We start from the raw sequence: 18,392 nt of genomic DNA on the forward strand, positions 1-18,392 counted from the left end.
ACCGACTAAGACAAACACTTGCCCATCAGGGCTAGATAAAATATCTTGTGGTGTAACGAGTTTATAGCCCTCTTCGCTTATGCTATTATTTTTCTTTAAGACTGCCATAGAATCTTTTGACGTAGATAGCTTTTTGCGTGTGTAGTCGCCTATCATATCGCTTAAAGTTTTAGCATCATCAAAACTATTCATTCTAAATACGACTTGGAATGCCGCATTTGCCCTTAAGATTTTTAAATCATCATCGCCATAGTATTTTTTAATCTGCTCGTAGCTTTGCGTGATATAAAGTGGGACAAGTCCATAAGAGCGACAAAGTGCTGGGGCTTCAAGTAAAAAGCTCATCTTACCAAAACGAATAAACTCATCTAAGATAAAGTAAATGAATTTATCAGGGTTGCTATTTTCATTAAACATAAGCTTTTTAAACATAGATTCAACTAAGATTCTAACTAAAGGAGCTAGAATATCCATATCTTGCGTTTGAATCACAACATACACAGTTATCTTTTTCTCCCTTAAATCTTCGTAATCAAAACTCATTTTAGAAGTGGCTTCGGCGACTTTTGGATTAGCAAAGACTTTCATAAAAGTATCATAAGTTGATTTAATACTTGCAAACTCTGTCTCTGCGGCACTTTGATAAGCTCTTGCTTGGTTACGCACAAAGTCATCTAATGTGGTATCTTCGCTTACTTGCGTTAGCCATGTTTTCCATATTTCGCTTATTTGGTCGGGGTCTTTTTCTAATTTTGTTTCTAAGTCGTTAGGATATTGATAAATGCTTACTTCTTCTTCAGTCAATCTCTCGCCTGTTTTTTTATGGAATGTAGCTTCCCTGCTAACTTTTTTCTTAAAGTCGCCTTGTAATTCATCATAATAATCTTTCTTTGGTGCTTGGCTTAATTCTCCCAAAGTAGCGTTTTTATACTTTTGCATACTATAAAGTGCAAAGAATGTAAATAATGTTTTTGCAGAAACTACCCAATGGTCGTTTTCTTTCCCTTTTTCGCCTACAAAGATTGTTCCTGCGATTTGGTCGGCTAGTTGCATCATTTCTACAAAATCAAAGTCTTTAATAATTGTATTATCAAAAGGATTAAAATACATTGAGTTTCGTTTATCTAGCGGACTAAATACTAATATTTCATTCTTAAAGTTTTTTTGTCTAAATCCAGCGGATTTTTCTAATAATTCGCCCTTTATATCTAGCACAAAGCAAGAATTAGGCAAACTAAACAAATTAGGTAAAGCCACACTAGCTGTCTTACCTGTTCCAGCTGGAGCTACGATTAGTATTGCTAGGGGCTTTTGAGTAGATATAGGGATTCTCTTTTTACCTTTTATCATACAGGCAAATTGAACGCCTTTAGATTCTAAGTTTAGCCCCATTTCTTTAAAATCTTTAGTAGTAGCAAATCTAGCATTTCCATAACTATTTTTTATAGAATTATTATCAAGTAGCCAATACACAATACAACAAATATAAGGAATACTCGCATAAGCAATAGGATAATAAGCCTTTAGTTTTAAATATGGATTACCAAGATTAGTAAAGACAATATAGCCATGCTCTAGTAATTCACTAATATTCCAAATAGGAATTTCAAATATCCACGCACTCGTGCCAAAGTAAATTAGCACACTTGCTAATATTGAAGTAAATATTATAATGCTACCTCGCACTAATTGCTGTAATGGTGTTCGCTTTTGCTCCATTTTTATACCTTTTTAGTAGTTTTTAGATTCCAAAAACCTATTAAAACCTTTATGAAGTCTTATAAAAGTTTTAAAATTTTTATAAAATGTTTTAAAATCTTTAGAATCTTGCATAATTTAACCTTTGAGATTGTCTAACTTTTTGTTAGATTCTTTGATATTTTGTGCCATTAGGGCGAAAATCTTTTTTGTTTGCATTGCTTCTTTTTTAAACTCATTTATAGAATCTAAGTTTGTCGTGCTATCGATATTCAAACGATAAGCTATTTGATTGATATTCCCTGCTATGCGAGATAATTCATTTAGCATTGCATTATTAAATTCAACATTTTTTGCAAAAGTAGCCAAAGTCGCACTTAGCTTTTTATTATGAATATAAAGCCTTAGTAGCTGGGATTTTGTAAGATTTAGTTTTTTGCTATCTTGCGTGATTTTTTCTAAATCTTTTGTATTAAGGCGAAATATTAAAAAGTTGTCTTTTTTCATAATTTATCCTTTTAACGTTCAGAATCTTTTGGGGTTGGGATATTAGATTCTATTTTTTGGTTAGAATCTTGTTTTAAAAATTCAGCATATTTTTTTTCAAAATATTGTTTAAATTGATTGTTTCTAATATCAGCAATATGTGAATATAAATATCCATCGTTTATATCTATATTGCAATTTTTTTCTAAGACAATACTAATTTCTTTGGGAGTTAATTTTTTTATTTCGCTTAAATAATATAAATAATCTCTATTTGCTTCTAAAAATTCATATTTTGCTTTATAAAATTTTGTGTAATTTATGGCTTTTTCTAATTTTTCATATTTGTTTTTTTCATCGATTTTATTTGAAAGCTCATTAATTTTGTTTTGCAAGTGATAAATTTCATTGATTGTTTTTTCTTTGAAAGTATCTAAGTGTTTTAGCCTTTCATTCACGCTTTCATTCACTAAATATTCAATATAGTTTGCAAGATTATCCATAAACATAGAATCTAATTTTGTGATTTCCTTGCTGGATTTATAGAGAAAAAAGAATCTAAAGACTTCTTTTATGCCTTTTTTAAAGGCTTCTTTATCGGCAGTGTTAATTTCTAAAGTTTCGTTAGAATCTTGTGTATTAGATTCTATGTCGTTATCGATATTGCAGTTTGTTTTATCTACTGAATCTAAATTAGATTCTATATTGCTATAAGCTTCCCACTCTTTAGAATCTATTTCATTTTTAAAGTCAATATTTTGCGAAATGATTTTAATATCCTGCGGACGTTCGTGGTTTTGATATTCTTCAAAAGTGATTTCAGCTCCTGTGGCAGTGTCAATAAATCGTGTAGAATCTTCGTTAGATTCTATATTAGATTCAGTAGAATCTTGCGGATTAGATTCTATGTTAGATTGATTAGAATCTTGGATTGCTTCGTTCGCTTCGCTCTCTCGCAATGACGAATCATTAGAATCTTCGCTTTGTGTAACTAAAATTGCTTTTTCATACTCTAAATTTTCCATTTTCTATCCTTTTTTAATATTTTTAAATAGTTTTAAAGCACTAAAAACCCTTTTAAACATTCTAAATTTCCTTAAAAGTTCCCTTGTGCCTTTATCCTTTGGCTTAAAAAATCTAGTAATCATTTAAACTCTCCTGCTCGTCTTCGTTAAAATATCTAGCCATCGTCTCGTTATTTTTTGGTATAGGAAACCATATATGAGCTGTTGGCGTGATATAGATTCTGCTTCCAGCCTTTATCGTTATCACAGGCTTAATTTGGCTTTGCTTTGAAATGATTTGCTTTATTACGCTATTTATATCTTGTTGGCTTTGAGATAAAATATTCCCAGCCATGTATTGAGCTGTAACCCCTGAATTTGGCTGTTGTGTCATATTTGAAATACCAAAAGTTAAAGCATTTGCAAGTGTTTGCATAGATATTCCCATGCCATAACGTTGCCAATATTTATTGTTTAAATGCCCTTTAGCTCCAGCATAACCCTCTTGGTCGTTTGCTACTGCGTTTGTAAGCAACATATTTACGCCCTGTGGCGTGATAATTTCTCTCCACACAATTTGTAGTCTGCTTTGTCCTACATCATTGTCGTTTTTATAGAATCCTAGCACTTTTGAGCCACGTGGAATTAATACTGCCCTGCCCATGTTTGCGTATATATCTTGCTCTACTTGAGCTTGGACTAAGCCTTCTATTTCACTACTAATAGGTGTTAGAAGTATCGCTGGAATAAGCTTCCCTGCTAATATCGTGCGATATAGTTTATGTTCGTTTGTGGCTTCATCGACATTTTCTTGGTTGCTGAATCTAGAATCGCCATAACGCACATTATCTTCGTCTTTTGTTTGGATTCCATTCCTTTGTCCTAAAAGCGTATCTCGGTATAAATTAGCATAAAGCTTCCCATCAGCTCCACGATATACATCGCTATTGCTATTCATTAATTCATCCCACTCTTCTTGGCTCATTCCATATTCATCAAGTAATGGATTTCTTCTTTTTTGACTAGATTCAAAAAGGGCTTCAATTTCTTCAGGTGTTAGCTCTTTTTTCTTATCAGCTTTGTTTTTAGCGTTTTTATTTGATTTAGCATTGCTTTTAGAATTTGCTTTATTGCTAGTTTTATTGTTAGATTTTGAATTAGCATTTTTAGTGTTATTTGCGTTATTAGCATTTGCATTTTTATTGCCATTTGCTAATTTTTGTGCTTCATAAGCCTTGCTTTCTTGAATCACTTGATTTAGTGTTTTATTTAGCAAATTTCCATCGCTATCATAAAGATTACCATTAGAATCTTGGTATATAGGCTTCCCATCTTTATCAAAGCCCACAATTAGCATATTTTTTAATTGCTCTTTGCTAACTTTTTGGAGTTTTTTACGCTCGGCTTCTAGCCTTGCTTTTTCTTCTTCCATTAGTTGTTTTAGGGTTTTTTGAATCTTATTGCCCTTGCTATCATATAGATTGCCTTGTGCATCTTGGTAGATAGGATTTCCTTGTGCGTCATATCCTACGATTACCATATTTGCAGTTTTATTATTGTTAAATAGTGAGTTTATATCTTGGTAAGTTCTCTCTTTTTGCCAAATATAATCGCTTACAGGATATTTAGTATTAGAATCTTCGAATAGATAATCAAGATTCTCTTTACTTGCATTTGATAGATTATTAATTTCTTTAGAATCTTTTCTAGATTCTATATTACTTGGTGCTTTTATAAAATCTTTAGGAATAGAATTATTTACACTATTTACATTATTTTGTGGCGTTTGTTTAGTCTCTTTTGGAATGTCTAAAGGACTCTCCGCCCACATAAAAGCTAGTGTAAGTGATATAAAAATACTAAATTTTTTCATTTTTACTCCTTTTAGATTCTATAAATTTGCTATTTTTTCTTTTTATTCACGCAAATATAAGAATCTCCTATGCGAATGGTAAATTTATCAGCGATAGTCTCTGCGACTAAATAATTATCAATAATGCGAGAAGTAATAGGACTATCTTTTTTATCCACAACTACCCACACAGCTGGCATTTCAGGCATTTTTTCTTTATCGTATTTAAAGTAAGTGAATTGCTTATCACTAAATATTTCTTCTGCAAATAAGAATCTATTTTTCTTTTTGCCCTTTTGCTCGTAGCGTTTATCAATATCTGCTCTTTTAATCTTAATCTTATTTATCCCACTACCTATTGTTAAATAAGTATCTCTATCTAAACGCTCTTTTAATGCCTTTTCTTCTGCCATTTTTTCTATTTCTTCTTTGGTGTAGGGCGTTTTGATATTAACGATTAATTGTGGTGCTTTATTTGACTTATAATCAGTAGAAAATAAATAAATGCTATATATTTTCTTATCTTTTGTGAAAATCGTTAAATTCGTGTCAATGCCGATTAAATTAGGCTTTACAGCTAGTGCGTTTGGATTATTTGGTAACTCATTTACTTCAAATCCTACTGAATCTCCTAGCACATAATAATCAATGGGTGCTTCCATTATAATAGTTGTAGTCATGGCATAACGTGTGCGAATGCGAATTGTGCTATCTTTCTTTTCAAGCACATTCATAGTATTTTGCGTTGGCTCATAATCATAATCAAAGAAATTTTGTTGGATTGATTTAAGATTATGTGTGCGATAGGCATTCATTAGCATTTCTAGCTCTTCAGGCTTTAAAGATTCGCCTTTATCGTTTTTAATGTTATATTCAGGCATTTTAGCGGTGTTAGCTGGTCTTTTTACATTTTTATTTCCGCTTCCTTTTGAGAAGTTCTGCTCTTTGCCTTTTTTAGAAATCACGGTGCTAGACGTAAAATCCTTGCTCGTGCTATTTAAAAGGGGGCTTTCACCCTCCTTTTTTATCCTAGCTCTCTCTCGCTCTAATTCAAGCTGGGCTTCATTTTGAGCTTTTGCCATTTCTTTTGCCATGTCTATCATTTGTCCGCTACTCTCTTGCACTCGGCGATTTAGCTCGGCTTGGTCTTCGCTACTCCACACACTCGCACCATAAAGATATTTAAACTGAATTGCATATAGTAAAATAGCTATCACAATAAACACTAAGCCTTTATTTCTATCTAATGCTCTTTTAAACATTTTCTCTCCTTTGATATTCATTTTTTGCTCCTTATCTACCTTGATATTGATTCTTTTGGTATTGATTATTTCGATATTGATTGTTTGGCTGGTATTGCCTATTTTGTTGATAATTTTGTTGATAATTTTTGTTGTAACTTTGCATTTTTTCTGCTACAAAGTTATGTCCTAGCGTTTGAGCTTTTAAATAACTTTGAAATTCTTTTAGTGTATTTTCATAAAGCCCCATTTTTTCTAATCGTTTAAATACGATTTTATCAGGGGTTTTATTGTAGTTTTCACGCAGTTTTTCAACGCTTCCTAAGTCTTTTGGTTTTAATTTAGAAGTGTCTAAATTGTCAAATTGACTTGCATGATAAACTTTTGGATAGATTGTTTCTCCTGTTTGTTTGTTTTGAATTTCTATTGATACGCCCTTAGCATCTTTTTTCAAGGTGGCATCGCATAAGTCTTGGGCTTGTTTTTGTGTTAAATACACAGGATTGCTATATTCATTTCTAGCGGCATCCATTTGAATTATTAATCCATTAGCTCCTAAATATGCCTTGCCTGTGATACCATTATATGTAATTTCCCTGTCTAGTTGCTCTTTTGTTTTGTCTTGCTTCCAAAACATTTTTCTAGCCTTGCAAGTCATTGCCACTTGTATTTTGCAAGATTCTAAGTAGCCTTGCTCTAATTCTCTAGAATCTTTAGATTCCATAATTTGATTATGGATTTGTTGCTTTTCTTGTTGCAAAGGCTGTTGAGCTTGTGTGTTTTGTTGTGTTTGCGTGTTTGATATTCCTAAATCTTCTTTCTTTTCATTAACAAATTCTTGTAATTTTGCATTATCCATTGTTTTTAAATTTTGTAATTCTTGAATAGCAAAGATTTTTAAACCACTTGTTATATTATTTAGTGCATCTCTTGAGCCTTCCCATTGATTTCTATATGGTGAATTAACATAATATCCTAAACCTTTTTCCATTTGTCTATGAATGAAATCATCAGCGTTATCAGCCCAGCTTTCAAATTTTTCTCCTAAATTAGAAAATTTTTGAGCGGTTAAGTCTATTGCATCTTTGAAATCCATATTTGCAATTTCTGCCTTATGTCCTTTCATTTCTTTAAGAAATGTCCCAAATACTATATTTCCATTAAGTTTTGGCGAATTTTTTTGGTGTTCTTTGCCATCTGCTTCTGCTTGTCTTGTTCTGCTTATTAGAATTAAATCTAATGCTTCTTTTTCTAATGTTGTCATTGTTTGCTCCTTAAAATTAAATTTGTCATACTAAATCCTTTCCATTGATTTAGATTTTTCTCTATTTTGCTTTAAAGTATCAATCACTTTTTTAAAGTCAATATCAGTGATTTTTTTATCAGCAATCTTTAAATAAGGGTCGCCACTGCCATAATGAAACTTTACAACTTCCACTTTAAAAAGCTTTTTAAGATTAGATTCTAAGCTTTTATCATTTGTGGCAGTTTTCAACGCAGTTTTTAAATGTGTATCTATAAGCTTTTGATTAAGGCTTAAAACATTTTCCCCTGTCATTTTCTCAAACTCTCTAGCGATATTATTTGCGATATTTGTGTTTAGAATCTTTGCCAAATATGTATATACATTATAAGTCTCTCCGCTTTTAAAATCATGCAACAAATTATCAGATTCTATAAGTGCATATTTGGCGGTGGGTGTCTTTATCATATTGTAGCCATCGTTGTATTCATCTTTCACATTTTCTAGCTTCCGCACAAAATTTGCAATGCTATATTTATTCAAAATCGTGTTAAATCCATCGCTATTTATGTAGGTTAGATAATCGCTTTGTTTTAGCATAGGCACTTTTTTATATTCTTTAGAATCTAACTTAATAGCCTTTAGCTTTTCTAGCTCGATTTGCTTTTGCTTTTGCTTATTTGCGATATTATTTTTAGCTTCAAGCTCTAGTTTTTTTATATCCATTGTGTTATTAGATTCTATGATTATAGGCTGTGCGTGGTTTGGACTTTGATTATAGAATCTTGCTTTATCATTAAGGGCTGCTTTATCCACAAAAGATTCTATATTTAGAGCTTTTGCCACAAGGCTTTGAAATTCTCTAAACTCATCTTTATTTGTTAGTGTGAGTGGCGTTTGCGTAGGGATTAAGATTCTATATCTATTTGCAATGTAGCCATTTTTTTCTATATTGTGGCTTTTGCTAGGGATTATTAGGGCTTTAAAATCTAGCTTTTTAAAATGCTTAATTGCAGAATCTAGGCTTAGATTTGGCTTATCTTTGTCGTTATCTATATCATAAATTATTAGATTATTAAAAGATTCCACATTCTCGCCCTTTCTATAATTATTTTTAAAAATGGCATTTGAGTATTTAAAGTTTTTTACTATGAAACTTAGCTCGTTTAAATCTTTGACCTGCTTAAGATTCCAACCACTTAAAGCGTGGGGGCTATCATTAGTAATGGAAATAGAAATGTTAGAATCTTTCATTATCTACTCCTACTTTGATTAATATTTGTCTCTTGTGTTTTATTTTTACTAAGCTCCTTGTTGTGTTCTTTAATATAGTGATTGCTCTTTTCGACTAACCGCTGATAACGATTTGGCTTGTTGAATTTTGGTAATGTTTTTTCACATTCATTCAAGCTATTTTGAATGTTTTGTATATGTATGGATTTTTGAGCTTGGCTTATGCTTCCTTTGTATTTTTCTATTTCATTATCTATGTTTTTTGCCATATTATGCTCTTTTTGACGCTCTATTACTGCATCTCTTAGCTTATCGTAGCTATTCGCTTTTAGGTATGTTAAGCCTTTGATTAAGTTTTCTTTTGTTAAGATTTTGCCTTGCTGGTGTGCTTCCATTATTTCCCTTATTTGTGGGTCGTTTTGCATAATTTTATTTGCTTCTTTCATTTCAAAACGAGCTTCATTGAGCATATATATTGCACGAATTAAATCTGCAAAGCTTCGCACTTTTGTTAGATTATCTAGGGCTTTGTCTAATTCTTGCTCGGCTTCATCGATTCGCCTTTGATTTTTATCAAATTTTTCTTTATCAAAGTGATTTCTTTTTTGTTCTTGCGGATTTTCTAGCTCTTGATTTTCTTTCTTTAAACTATTGATTTCATCGTTTAAATCAAAGACTTTTTTGATAGCTGGAAAATCATTTGCAAATTTATTTAAGCCGATTTCGCCTTGTTGATTTTGTTCCCATAAAGCATCTCTTTGATAAGGCTTTCTATTAAAAAAGTCTAGGTTTTGGTCATGCTCGACATATAGCATATTGTCTATTTGCTTTTTCTCTTTTTTGGAATCTTTATTGTTAGATTCTAAATTAGCATTTTGATTATTTTCATTTTCTTTAGATTCAGAATCTTGTTGTTTGGCTTTTATCTGCGTGTTAGTTTGTGGCTCGACAATATCAGCAGTTGGGTGATTTGCTATATTTTGAAAGTGCATTTGTTTATCTTGCTCTATTTCTTTATTTAGATTCTCGAATCTTTTTTGCATTGCTAAAGTTTCAGGTGATTTTTGAACGTTTTTGTTTTCACGCTCTTTTGCCATTTCTTGTGCTACTTGCTCTTTAGAATTTTCATTTACCATTTGAGATTCTAAAGATTGCGATTTTTTTTCATTGCTTCTCTTTGTGTTATCTTGTATTTGAGTATTGCTAATATCGTTATTCTCGCTAATATCATTATTGATAGAATCTTGCGTATTAGCAAATTCTCGCTCATTATTTTTGTTGTATCTTTCATTTTGTCTAGCTAACTCTCGCAATTCAGCTTCATTTTCACTACGTGAAATTTGTGCTGGTGTTTGCTCGAAACTATTATCTACAACAGGCTCATTAAATGAATTAGCTTCATTATAGCTATCATCATTTTCAAATGTTACAGAATCAATATCAATTACATCTTCATTCATAACTACGCTCCTTTCTTGCTCTTAAAGGCTTTATCTTTATTATTTGCAATAAATTCCATGCAAACTTTTGAGTTAGATTCTAAGTCTTTAGGCAGTTTTATATTTAAATCACTTGCTATTTTTTTAGCAAACTCGACTTGCTTTTGGCTAGGGCGATTATATTTTTCTATAAAATCACAGCACTCTTTCATAGAATCTAACGCACTCTTTGGTAACTCGATATTATTTGCAGAAGCTAACTTTTTCGCAAATTCAATTTGTGGTTGCGTAGGTGGCTTTTTTTCAATTTTATTAGGTATAAAATTATTCATTTTTGAATGCAGTTGCTTTATAAAGTCTAAATATGTAGCCTTAGATTCAGTAATTTTATCAAGTGTATTTTCCATTTGCTTTGTAAATTCACTTGTGATAATCCATGTATCATTATCTTTTGTTAGAAAATCAATGGCTTTTATGCCCTTTTCAGTCGCTTTTAAATACTCGCCCTTTTTATCTTTTAGAATCTCAATGTATTCCCTTTTTAAAAGTGTAGGGATAAAGGTAGCAAACGTGCTAGGTCGCCCTATCCCCTCCTTTTGCAATAGTGGGATAAAATCACTCTCTTTGTAGCGTTTTGGCTTGGCTTTTTCACTCTCTTTTATTTCATAGCCTTTGATTGCAACACTTGAGCCTTTTTGAATGTTAGGGATTTTATCGCTTTGTATTTCAGTATTTTCGTCATCAGATTCTATATCTTTAGATTCAAACACACTTTTATATTTTGGAATGGATAAATTTAGTGTAAATGTCCTACTTAGGATATTAAATTCATATTTGTTTTGCAAATATATAGAATCTTTGCTTTGGCTGTAAATGCTATTATCTTTAATTAGATTATAAAGTTGCGTTTCTTTAGAATCTAGCTTACTAATATCTTCGTTAATGTGCGTGATTCTAATAGCTTCGTGGGCTTCAGCTTGTGAGTGTTTCCCTGCGGTATAAATTCGCTTTTGAAACCAAGATTCTTTATTAAAAGCCTTTTCTAGCTCGTCTATAAAGCTAGTTGAAATTGCTTCACTATCTGTCCTGTGATATGTGATTAAGCCTTTTTCAAAAAGCTTTTGAGCTAAGTCCATGCTGTCTTTACTACTAAATCTAAATCTTTTATTTGCTTCCTTAATTAAGGTAGTGGCTTGAAAAGGCTTTGGTGGGGACTTTTTGCTCTCTTTAGATTCTATATTTTCTAACTTTGCTTCTCTAATATCTACGATAGAATCTAGGAATTGTTGAGCTTCTTCTCTCGTATTAAATGTATTATCATTATTTAGCACATATTCTTTAGAATCTAAATCTATTTTAGCAGTGATTTTATAGCTAAGTCTTTGTTCTTTTGGCTGTTTTTCATACTCTAAAATCTCTTTTTCACGCTTTACAATTAGTGCAAGTGCAGGTGTTTGCACTCTCCCTACGCTATTATTTTTATACACGCCAAAGTTAGCTCCTAGTTTTGGACTCATAATAAAGCCGACAAGTTTATCGCCGACAATCCTAGCCTTAGCTGCTTCCCACAAATTCTTATTTGTAGTAGCAAAATCCTTGCTAGATTCTATACCCTTTTTAATGCCACTTTGCGTAATCTCGTGGAACTCAGCCCTTTTAATGCTTTTAGCAATATTTTTGATAATTTCATAAAACATAAAACCTATTGCATAACCTTCTCTATCAGGGTCGGTAGCAATATACACATTTTTGCCCTTGCATTGCGATAACAAAAAGTCTATATGTTTTTTAGAATCTTTTTTAATCACAAACTTAGGATTATATGTGCCAAAGTCGATAAAATCATTGTCTAGCTCTTTAAAATGCCCTTTTGTAGCATAGACTTTAGCTCCTGTGTAAGAAGCGATTTTCTCGCACTTATTTGGTGATTCTATGATTATGATTGAATCTTTCATATTTTTTAACCTTTTAAATCTTTTTTAAGATTTTTTAATCTTTATAAATAGTTTTAAACACTTTTTAGTAGTTTTTAGAATTTAAAACCTACCAAAACCTTTTAAAACCTTTTTAAAATCTAAAAAACTTAGATTTAAAAAAAGTTTCTAGCATTTCTAGGATTGCTCCTAAAAAATAAAGAGAAAACGTATGTTAGTTTTAAACTAAGAAATCTTTAAGTAAAGAACTTTAGAATCTATTAAATTAGATTCTATGCAAGGCTCACAAAGTGTTAAAATGAGAATTACAAACTAAAATGAAAGGGTAATTTTAGTTTTAGATTCCACAAACTATCCCGCCCAGCCACCCTTAATGTAATATTTAAAAACTTAGAATTTATAGAATCTAAGCTAGAAAATTATTACACTTTTGATAGCTTTAACACTTTAAGCCTTTGGCTACATTTCTCGTGCTGTCTCCTTTTTCTTTGGAGCTTTGGCTTGTGTCTTTTCTTGCTCTTGTTGCTTATCTTGTTGCTGATATTGCTCTTTGCCACCGAAATTTATGCCTTTTGCCCTGCAATCCATAAATTGTTTCATTTGATTACAAATGCCACTATTCATTCCTTGCTTTTCTATTCTATCAATAGCTTTGTAGGAAATTTGTCTATTACTATTTATATAATCTTTTTGCTGTTCCATTACCGCTTCTTTATTTAGCTTTGGTAAATCTTTGCTCAGCTTAAGATTTTCAAACTGACTTACATGATAGAGTGGGATTTTATACACTTTTGGCTCATGTAGCTTTTCAAGCATATTATCGCCTTTTGCGTGTATTATTTCTCCTTTTTTGTTTTTTACATCTTGCTGATATTTTACGATTTCGCCTTTTTCATTTCTGCGGTAGGCTTCAGTTTGAAGTTTATCAGTTACAATGCCATCAACTTTTCTGCTCTCGCCTGTCCTTTCATCAACATATTCTTTTAGCCTTGCATTTGGGTCAATTAGCTTTGCTTCATTTTCAGTTACAAATCTTAAATCTTTGTAGCCATTAGCTTGGCACTCAAGCCTTAAATGCACTTCTTCTGCTTTGGTAAAAGGCTTTCCTGTTAGTGCGTTAAAGGGCATCGTATCAACGATTTCCTTAGCACTCATAGGCTTTTCATAGAATGGTTTATCGCCATTTGCTTTTACCTTGTTGATAGCTGACCCCATGCTAAATACCTTGCTTCTTGCTATTGTATTAAGCTTTTCATCAGGTCTCATTTCATTGTAGTGTTTATTGACAATTTCGCCATTGTTATTTAGATATTGTGCCATTTTTTACTCCTTATGCAATTTCTGCTTCCACTTCGTCATAGCCTAGCTCTTTTGCGATTTCCAAGTCTTGCGGATTGTTTAAATCAAGAGTCATAATCTCGCCATCAGGTAAATCTTGTAATTCACGCCAATTTTCATAAAAAGCTCTCTCGCTCTTTCCCATTTTTTCAACATCAAAATTCATTGCTTATCCTTTAAATTTAATCTTAGGTGTAAAAACCTAGTATAAAGATTCTATAAATCCTTATATTAGATTTTTAAATCCTTTAAGCACACACACCACGCCCAGCGCAGCGGCGTAAGCGTAGTGAAACGAAGCGTAGGGTAGGCTTCGGGGCGAGCGGGCGTGGTGTGTGTGCGTTTCATAAAAACATTTTTTAAGATTCCCTTTCATTAATTTGTTTTTCCAAATTATCTAAATCATTTGCTAGATTTTGAATTTTATTTTCCATTTTTTCATATTCTTTAAAAAGATTGTCGTATTGCTCTTGCAATTTATCACGCTTTTTAATTAGTGAATCTTTTTTTACTTGCTTTTTATTGCGATTTTTTAATTGCTCGAAACTAAATCTTTTAATTTCTAATTTAGATTCACTAGATTCTTTACTCTCTACTTTAGAATCTTTATCTTTAGATTCCACTTTGGAATCTTTAGAATCTTTAGAATCCACTTTAGATTCAATCTTAGTATTTTCCTTTGGCGTAGCATTGCTAGAGTTAGTAGCACTAGAATTATTACCCACACTGCTAGAGTTTGCAGTATTAGTAGCACTGCTAGAATTAGTAAAGCTACTCTTTTGCCCTGCATTCCCACTATTAAAACCTTTAGAATCTTTGTTTAGCTCATCAATGCTAACTTTTTTCACATTAAATTCATTTGACATTTTCTGCTCCTTTATTTGTTATTGTCTTCGTAAATTTCAGTTAAGGCGTAGCCATTAACCACAAAACCGCTTGGATTTTCAGGCACAGAATCAAAACTCAACTCTTGATTCACAAAATCATAACCGATAGTCGCCCTATATCGTTTCATATTATTCATCCTACTTGCTCCTGCTCTTGTATTTGCTACAAAATCTATATTTGCCACATTATTTGACAAAATAGATAAATTCACAATTTTCACATCTCTATAAATATCCTTGCTTGAATAAATTGAGCCATCTTGTTTGACAATTTTTTCAAAGACTTCCCACACTTGCTTACTACTTTGTTGTCGCACTTTTTCATAACGCTCGACATCATCTATGCGATTTATCGTTTCTCTATTTATTAGATATGAAGCGATAATGCTTTTTAGCAAGGCTTCATCCGCTCGAATGTTATAGTTAGCCTGTTCAACTCGCACGAAATTTGTATCTGCGTTTGAAAAAAAGACTAAGTAAGGCTCTTTTTGTTTTAATGGAAGTAGGACAAAAAATCCTATCACTAAAAGCACGATTATTAGGCTTAAAGTGAGTATCCATAAAAACATATAGCTTTTTACATTACGCTCGGTGCGGAAAATGTAATTAGGGTCAGTTTTTAGCTCTCTATCTTCATACATTTTTATTCTCCATATCTATGATAATGTCATAACACGCACAGGGCGACTTTTTAGGTGGCTTCATTTTGGCATTACTACATCCTGTGTAAATGATAAACACGATTAAACTAAGCATTAACATTTTCATAATTTCTCTCCTTTTGGGGTTTAGATTCTTCGTTAGATTCTATTTCGTGTGTAAAAGAATCTTCGCTATTTAAGAAATCTAAGTTTTTATCATTAGATTCAGTGTTAGAATCTTGCGGATTAGATTCTAAATTCTGCTTAGAATCTTGCTCTTGCTCGTGGCTAGATTCTATATTTTCGTTTTCATTAGAATCTTGTTGCGAATCTTGCGTGTTAGATTCTATGTTTTCATTCTCGCTAGATTCAGTGTTAGAATCTTGGATTGTATTCTCGCTAGATTCTGCGTTTAAAGCTTCGCTAGATTCATTATTAGAATCTTGTTGATTTTCAATAGGCTTTATAATAATTTCTTGTGGCTCGTTATTTTCATTATTAGATTCTATATTCTCTTTAGATTCTATGTTTTCATTAGATTCAGTATTAGCTACGCTTCCGCCACTAGATTCGCTGTTAGAATCTTTAGAATCTATATTAGAATCTTGCTCGTTAGATTCAGCAGATTCAATAGAATCTTGCTCGGTTTGCGGATTAGATTCAGTAGTTTCACTCTCGCTAGGTTTATCCGCCCACACATCTTTAGCAGAATCTTCAGGCGGTGTAGGCTCAAAAGGCTCTTCGTCTTTTTCTTTAATATCCCAAATAATATCTTGTGTGATTTTAGAATCTTTCACATCAACCATGCTAGATTCTATATTTTCATCAGGGGCGTTGTGTTTTATATCATAGTAAATAGATTCTATTTCTTGGCTCTCATCAATCTCAGCCTTTTCAAAATCACTTTCATTCAAAGGCTCTCTTATTTTAGATTCTAAATTTATAGAATCTACTTTTTCAATAATTTGCGTTTCTTTTGGATTAGAATACTCTAAACTATCGCTTTCATCACTAAAATTAGTTTCTATTAAATCATTACTAGATTCTATAATTTTAGTGTCGTTTATTTCGGCTATATCAATATCTTTAGAATCTTGCGTAATATTTTCCACATTTTTATTAGATTCTAAAACATTGATTTTATTTTCAAGCTGTGCTATTTTTTCTAAAAGCATTGCATTCGTGCTATCAATTTGTGGCATATTGTTAGAATCTAAATTAGAATTTTGTGGATTTGTCGGCATAGATTCTATAAAATCATCATCGTAAATATTTGCTTCTATATTTTCATTTGCTAAGACTTCGTCATCATGTATTGTTGATTCTTTAGAATCTATTACAGGCTCTATTGCTATATTATTATCAATAGATTTCTCTTTAAATGTTGAAATAGCATTAGCATTTCCCATAATAGATTCGCTTGGTTTTGTTTCAGCAGATTCTAAATCTTTAGAATTTTTTATAGAATCTTGTTTAGATTCTAAATCTTTTTGTATTAAATTCTCTTGGACTAATTCAGCTTGAGATTTATTTTTTTGCTTCTGCTCTAAATCTTTTGCTTCATCAATCACTCTTTGCTTTTCAATTTCACGCTCTAACTCTTCTTTCTTGCGTAAAAATTCTATTTCTTCTTCTTGTCGTTTTTGTATTTCTATTGAAATATTTTCTTTTGGTTTGATATTTCGCAAATACATTTGACGCCAATTTCTAGGATATTCTAATTTTAAGGCATTCATTTGAGCGACATCATTTGCCGAGCTACTAAACACACGCAAATAATCACCAAGCTTTCCTAAATTCACATCTAAGATACAGCTTCCCACTTCTTTTTGTTTATATAGAATCTGCCTTGCGGATTTTCTAGCAGAACGCAAGAAATTTAATTCAGTTTCACTAAGTCCTAATCTATCATGCAGTTTTGCTAATGTAGTTTCATCATTTGTAGGGAAAATGATAAAGTTTGACATATTATCAATGAATGTGTTTGAGTTTGCCACGCCATCTAAAAAATCTAAGTTTTGAATACCCATTGTGATTACGCCATTAATTTTGCGAATTTCTACAATAGCTTCAATGATTTTAGTTCGCATAGATTCTACGCCCAAATAATCTCTTAGCTCATCAATCCAAATAAAGAAACCTTTATCCGCATTTTTTGAAATGTTTTTAATCTTGTGGAATAAATACATTGCGGATAATCCAGCGAGTTCTTGATTATTTAAAATAGAATCCATATTTAAAATTGACATTTGCTTATTGAAATTTAGTGCATCTTCTTTATTATCAAATAAGCCATTTAAGTAAGGCTCAAGTCGCATTTTTAAATTTATTTTTTCATTTGTAAGCTTCATAGAATCATAAAAATCTTTTAAAGAGATTTGCTTTTGCACTCCTTTATATGCTGAACGCAAAGATTTTATTGTTTCTTGAATCACATTTATTGCTTCAATTTCTGCTTCATTTGCATTTTTTCCTGTGGTGATATTCATCATATCGCCTAGCCACATTTTTAAAAATTCATTATTTTCAGCAGTATCTTCTAAGCTAAATGGATTAAGTTTAAATTTTTCATAACCTAAATCGTGGTATTCACATCCTAAATATTCAGTGAAATTGTGCATTCCACGTAATTTATCCATTGCAAAAATGTTAATATCATATTTAAAAAGATTTAACATTATAAATTGCATAATTGTTGTCTTACCAAAGCCTGTTCCACCGATAACTAATGTATGTCCTACCGCTGAACTAGAATCTGAATCGTGCAAGTTAAAAAGAAAAGGACTACCACTTAAATGCTGGAATGTAGTAATAGGTCTAGCTCCCCAGCGATTAGAATTATTACCGATTATGTCGTTTTCAAATTGACAAAGGCTACTTAAAACAGCTCCTGTTTGGTGTCGCATTCTAGCATTTAAATTCCCCCGACTTGGAAAAAAGCTAAAGTATAAAGCCTTTTGATTTAGTGTTTCTTTTACGATTGAGAGATTTTGTTTTTCTAAAAGTGATTTCATAGAATCTGTTTTTTCATTTAAATCTTCTAAATCTTTGTGTGAAACTAATAGCACACTCATAGAAATTTTTATAATATTTTCTCTCTCGCTTTGCAAAAGCTGCACTAACTCTTCTAGCTGGTCTTTGACAATATCTACACTAAAGGTGCGAACTCTTTTAATCTTTTTAATGGCAACATCTCTATTAATAGCTTCGCAGTGAATCATAAAGTAATAATCGCTAGATTCTCTAATTATTCCTGTTGGGATAATGCTACTTACCATTTCGGTTTCATACGCTTTTACACTTATAAATCTAGCATAAACTTTTTTTCTAGAATCTTCTACATTAGAATCTAAATGTTTATCACTAAGATTAGTGTAAAAAATCATATAGTCTTTT

At 31.7% G+C, this 18,392-nt stretch carries 15 protein-coding genes; all 15 read right to left on the minus strand.

Going from position 1 to position 18,392, the window contains the following annotated elements; genetic code table 11:
* Positions 1-1,719 (minus strand): type IV secretory system conjugative DNA transfer family protein (locus LS64_RS11420; RefSeq protein WP_138127365.1); only part of this gene is annotated, 1,719 nt, incomplete at its 3' end.
* A gap of 117 nt (positions 1,720-1,836) precedes the next feature.
* Positions 1,837-2,205, minus strand: a complete 369-nt coding sequence (locus LS64_RS11425; RefSeq protein ID WP_034569971.1) for a plasmid mobilization protein — start codon at positions 2,203-2,205, stop codon at positions 1,837-1,839.
* 11 nt (positions 2,206-2,216) lie between these two features.
* Positions 2,217-3,209, minus strand: coding sequence for a hypothetical protein (locus LS64_RS11430; protein WP_034569979.1), 993 nt, complete (start codon positions 3,207-3,209; stop codon positions 2,217-2,219).
* A gap of 112 nt (positions 3,210-3,321) precedes the next feature.
* On the minus strand, positions 3,322-5,061 hold the full coding sequence (locus LS64_RS11435; protein WP_052062324.1) for a DNA type IV secretion system protein ComB10: 1,740 nt from the start codon (positions 5,059-5,061) through the stop codon (positions 3,322-3,324).
* Between the two features lie 29 nt (positions 5,062-5,090).
* Positions 5,091-6,302, minus strand: a complete 1,212-nt coding sequence (locus tag LS64_RS11440) for a TrbG/VirB9 family P-type conjugative transfer protein (RefSeq protein WP_160705136.1) — start codon at positions 6,300-6,302, stop codon at positions 5,091-5,093.
* A gap of 31 nt (positions 6,303-6,333) precedes the next feature.
* Positions 6,334-7,545 (minus strand): ArdC-like ssDNA-binding domain-containing protein, encoded by a 1,212-nt coding sequence (locus tag LS64_RS11445; protein ID WP_034569982.1) that lies wholly within the window; start codon positions 7,543-7,545, stop codon positions 6,334-6,336.
* Positions 7,546-7,575: 30 nt separating this feature from the next.
* On the minus strand, positions 7,576-8,778 hold the full coding sequence (locus LS64_RS11450) for a hypothetical protein (RefSeq protein ID WP_118949402.1): 1,203 nt from the start codon (positions 8,776-8,778) through the stop codon (positions 7,576-7,578).
* Positions 8,778-10,217, minus strand: a complete 1,440-nt coding sequence (locus LS64_RS11455; protein WP_034570235.1) for a coiled-coil domain-containing protein — start codon at positions 10,215-10,217, stop codon at positions 8,778-8,780. Before LS64_RS11455 ends, LS64_RS11450 begins: the two co-directional genes overlap by 1 nt.
* Positions 10,218-10,219: 2 nt before the next feature.
* Complete coding sequence (locus LS64_RS11460) at positions 10,220-12,151, minus strand: type IA DNA topoisomerase (protein ID WP_034570232.1); 1,932 nt, start codon at positions 12,149-12,151, stop codon at positions 10,220-10,222.
* 438 nt (positions 12,152-12,589) lie between these two features.
* Positions 12,590-13,450 carry an ssDNA-binding domain-containing protein gene (locus LS64_RS11465; RefSeq protein WP_034570229.1) on the minus strand — a complete coding sequence of 287 codons (861 nt, stop codon included), beginning with the start codon at positions 13,448-13,450 and terminating at the stop codon, positions 12,590-12,592.
* 10 nt (positions 13,451-13,460) lie between these two features.
* On the minus strand, positions 13,461-13,634 hold the full coding sequence (locus LS64_RS12625) for a hypothetical protein (RefSeq protein ID WP_160659359.1): 174 nt from the start codon (positions 13,632-13,634) through the stop codon (positions 13,461-13,463).
* Positions 13,635-13,827: 193 nt separating this feature from the next.
* A complete protein-coding gene (locus LS64_RS11470; protein ID WP_034570227.1) occupies positions 13,828-14,334 on the minus strand; it encodes a hypothetical protein in 507 nt (168 codons plus the stop codon).
* 11 nt (positions 14,335-14,345) lie between these two features.
* On the minus strand, positions 14,346-14,996 hold the full coding sequence (locus LS64_RS11475) for a VirB8 family type IV secretion system protein (RefSeq protein WP_034570226.1): 651 nt from the start codon (positions 14,994-14,996) through the stop codon (positions 14,346-14,348).
* Positions 14,989-15,123 carry a hypothetical protein gene (locus LS64_RS13715; protein ID WP_272916594.1) on the minus strand — a complete coding sequence of 45 codons (135 nt, stop codon included), beginning with the start codon at positions 15,121-15,123 and terminating at the stop codon, positions 14,989-14,991. The genes LS64_RS11475 and LS64_RS13715 overlap by 8 nt, the downstream gene beginning before the upstream one ends.
* Positions 15,104-18,392 (minus strand): VirB4 family type IV secretion/conjugal transfer ATPase (locus LS64_RS11480; protein ID WP_238699491.1); only part of this gene is annotated, 3,289 nt, incomplete at its 5' end. The genes LS64_RS13715 and LS64_RS11480, both read right to left, overlap by 20 nt.

The organism is Helicobacter saguini, assembly GCF_000762875.2.
In the GTDB taxonomy this organism is placed as follows: domain Bacteria; phylum Campylobacterota; class Campylobacteria; order Campylobacterales; family Helicobacteraceae; genus Helicobacter_A; species Helicobacter_A saguini.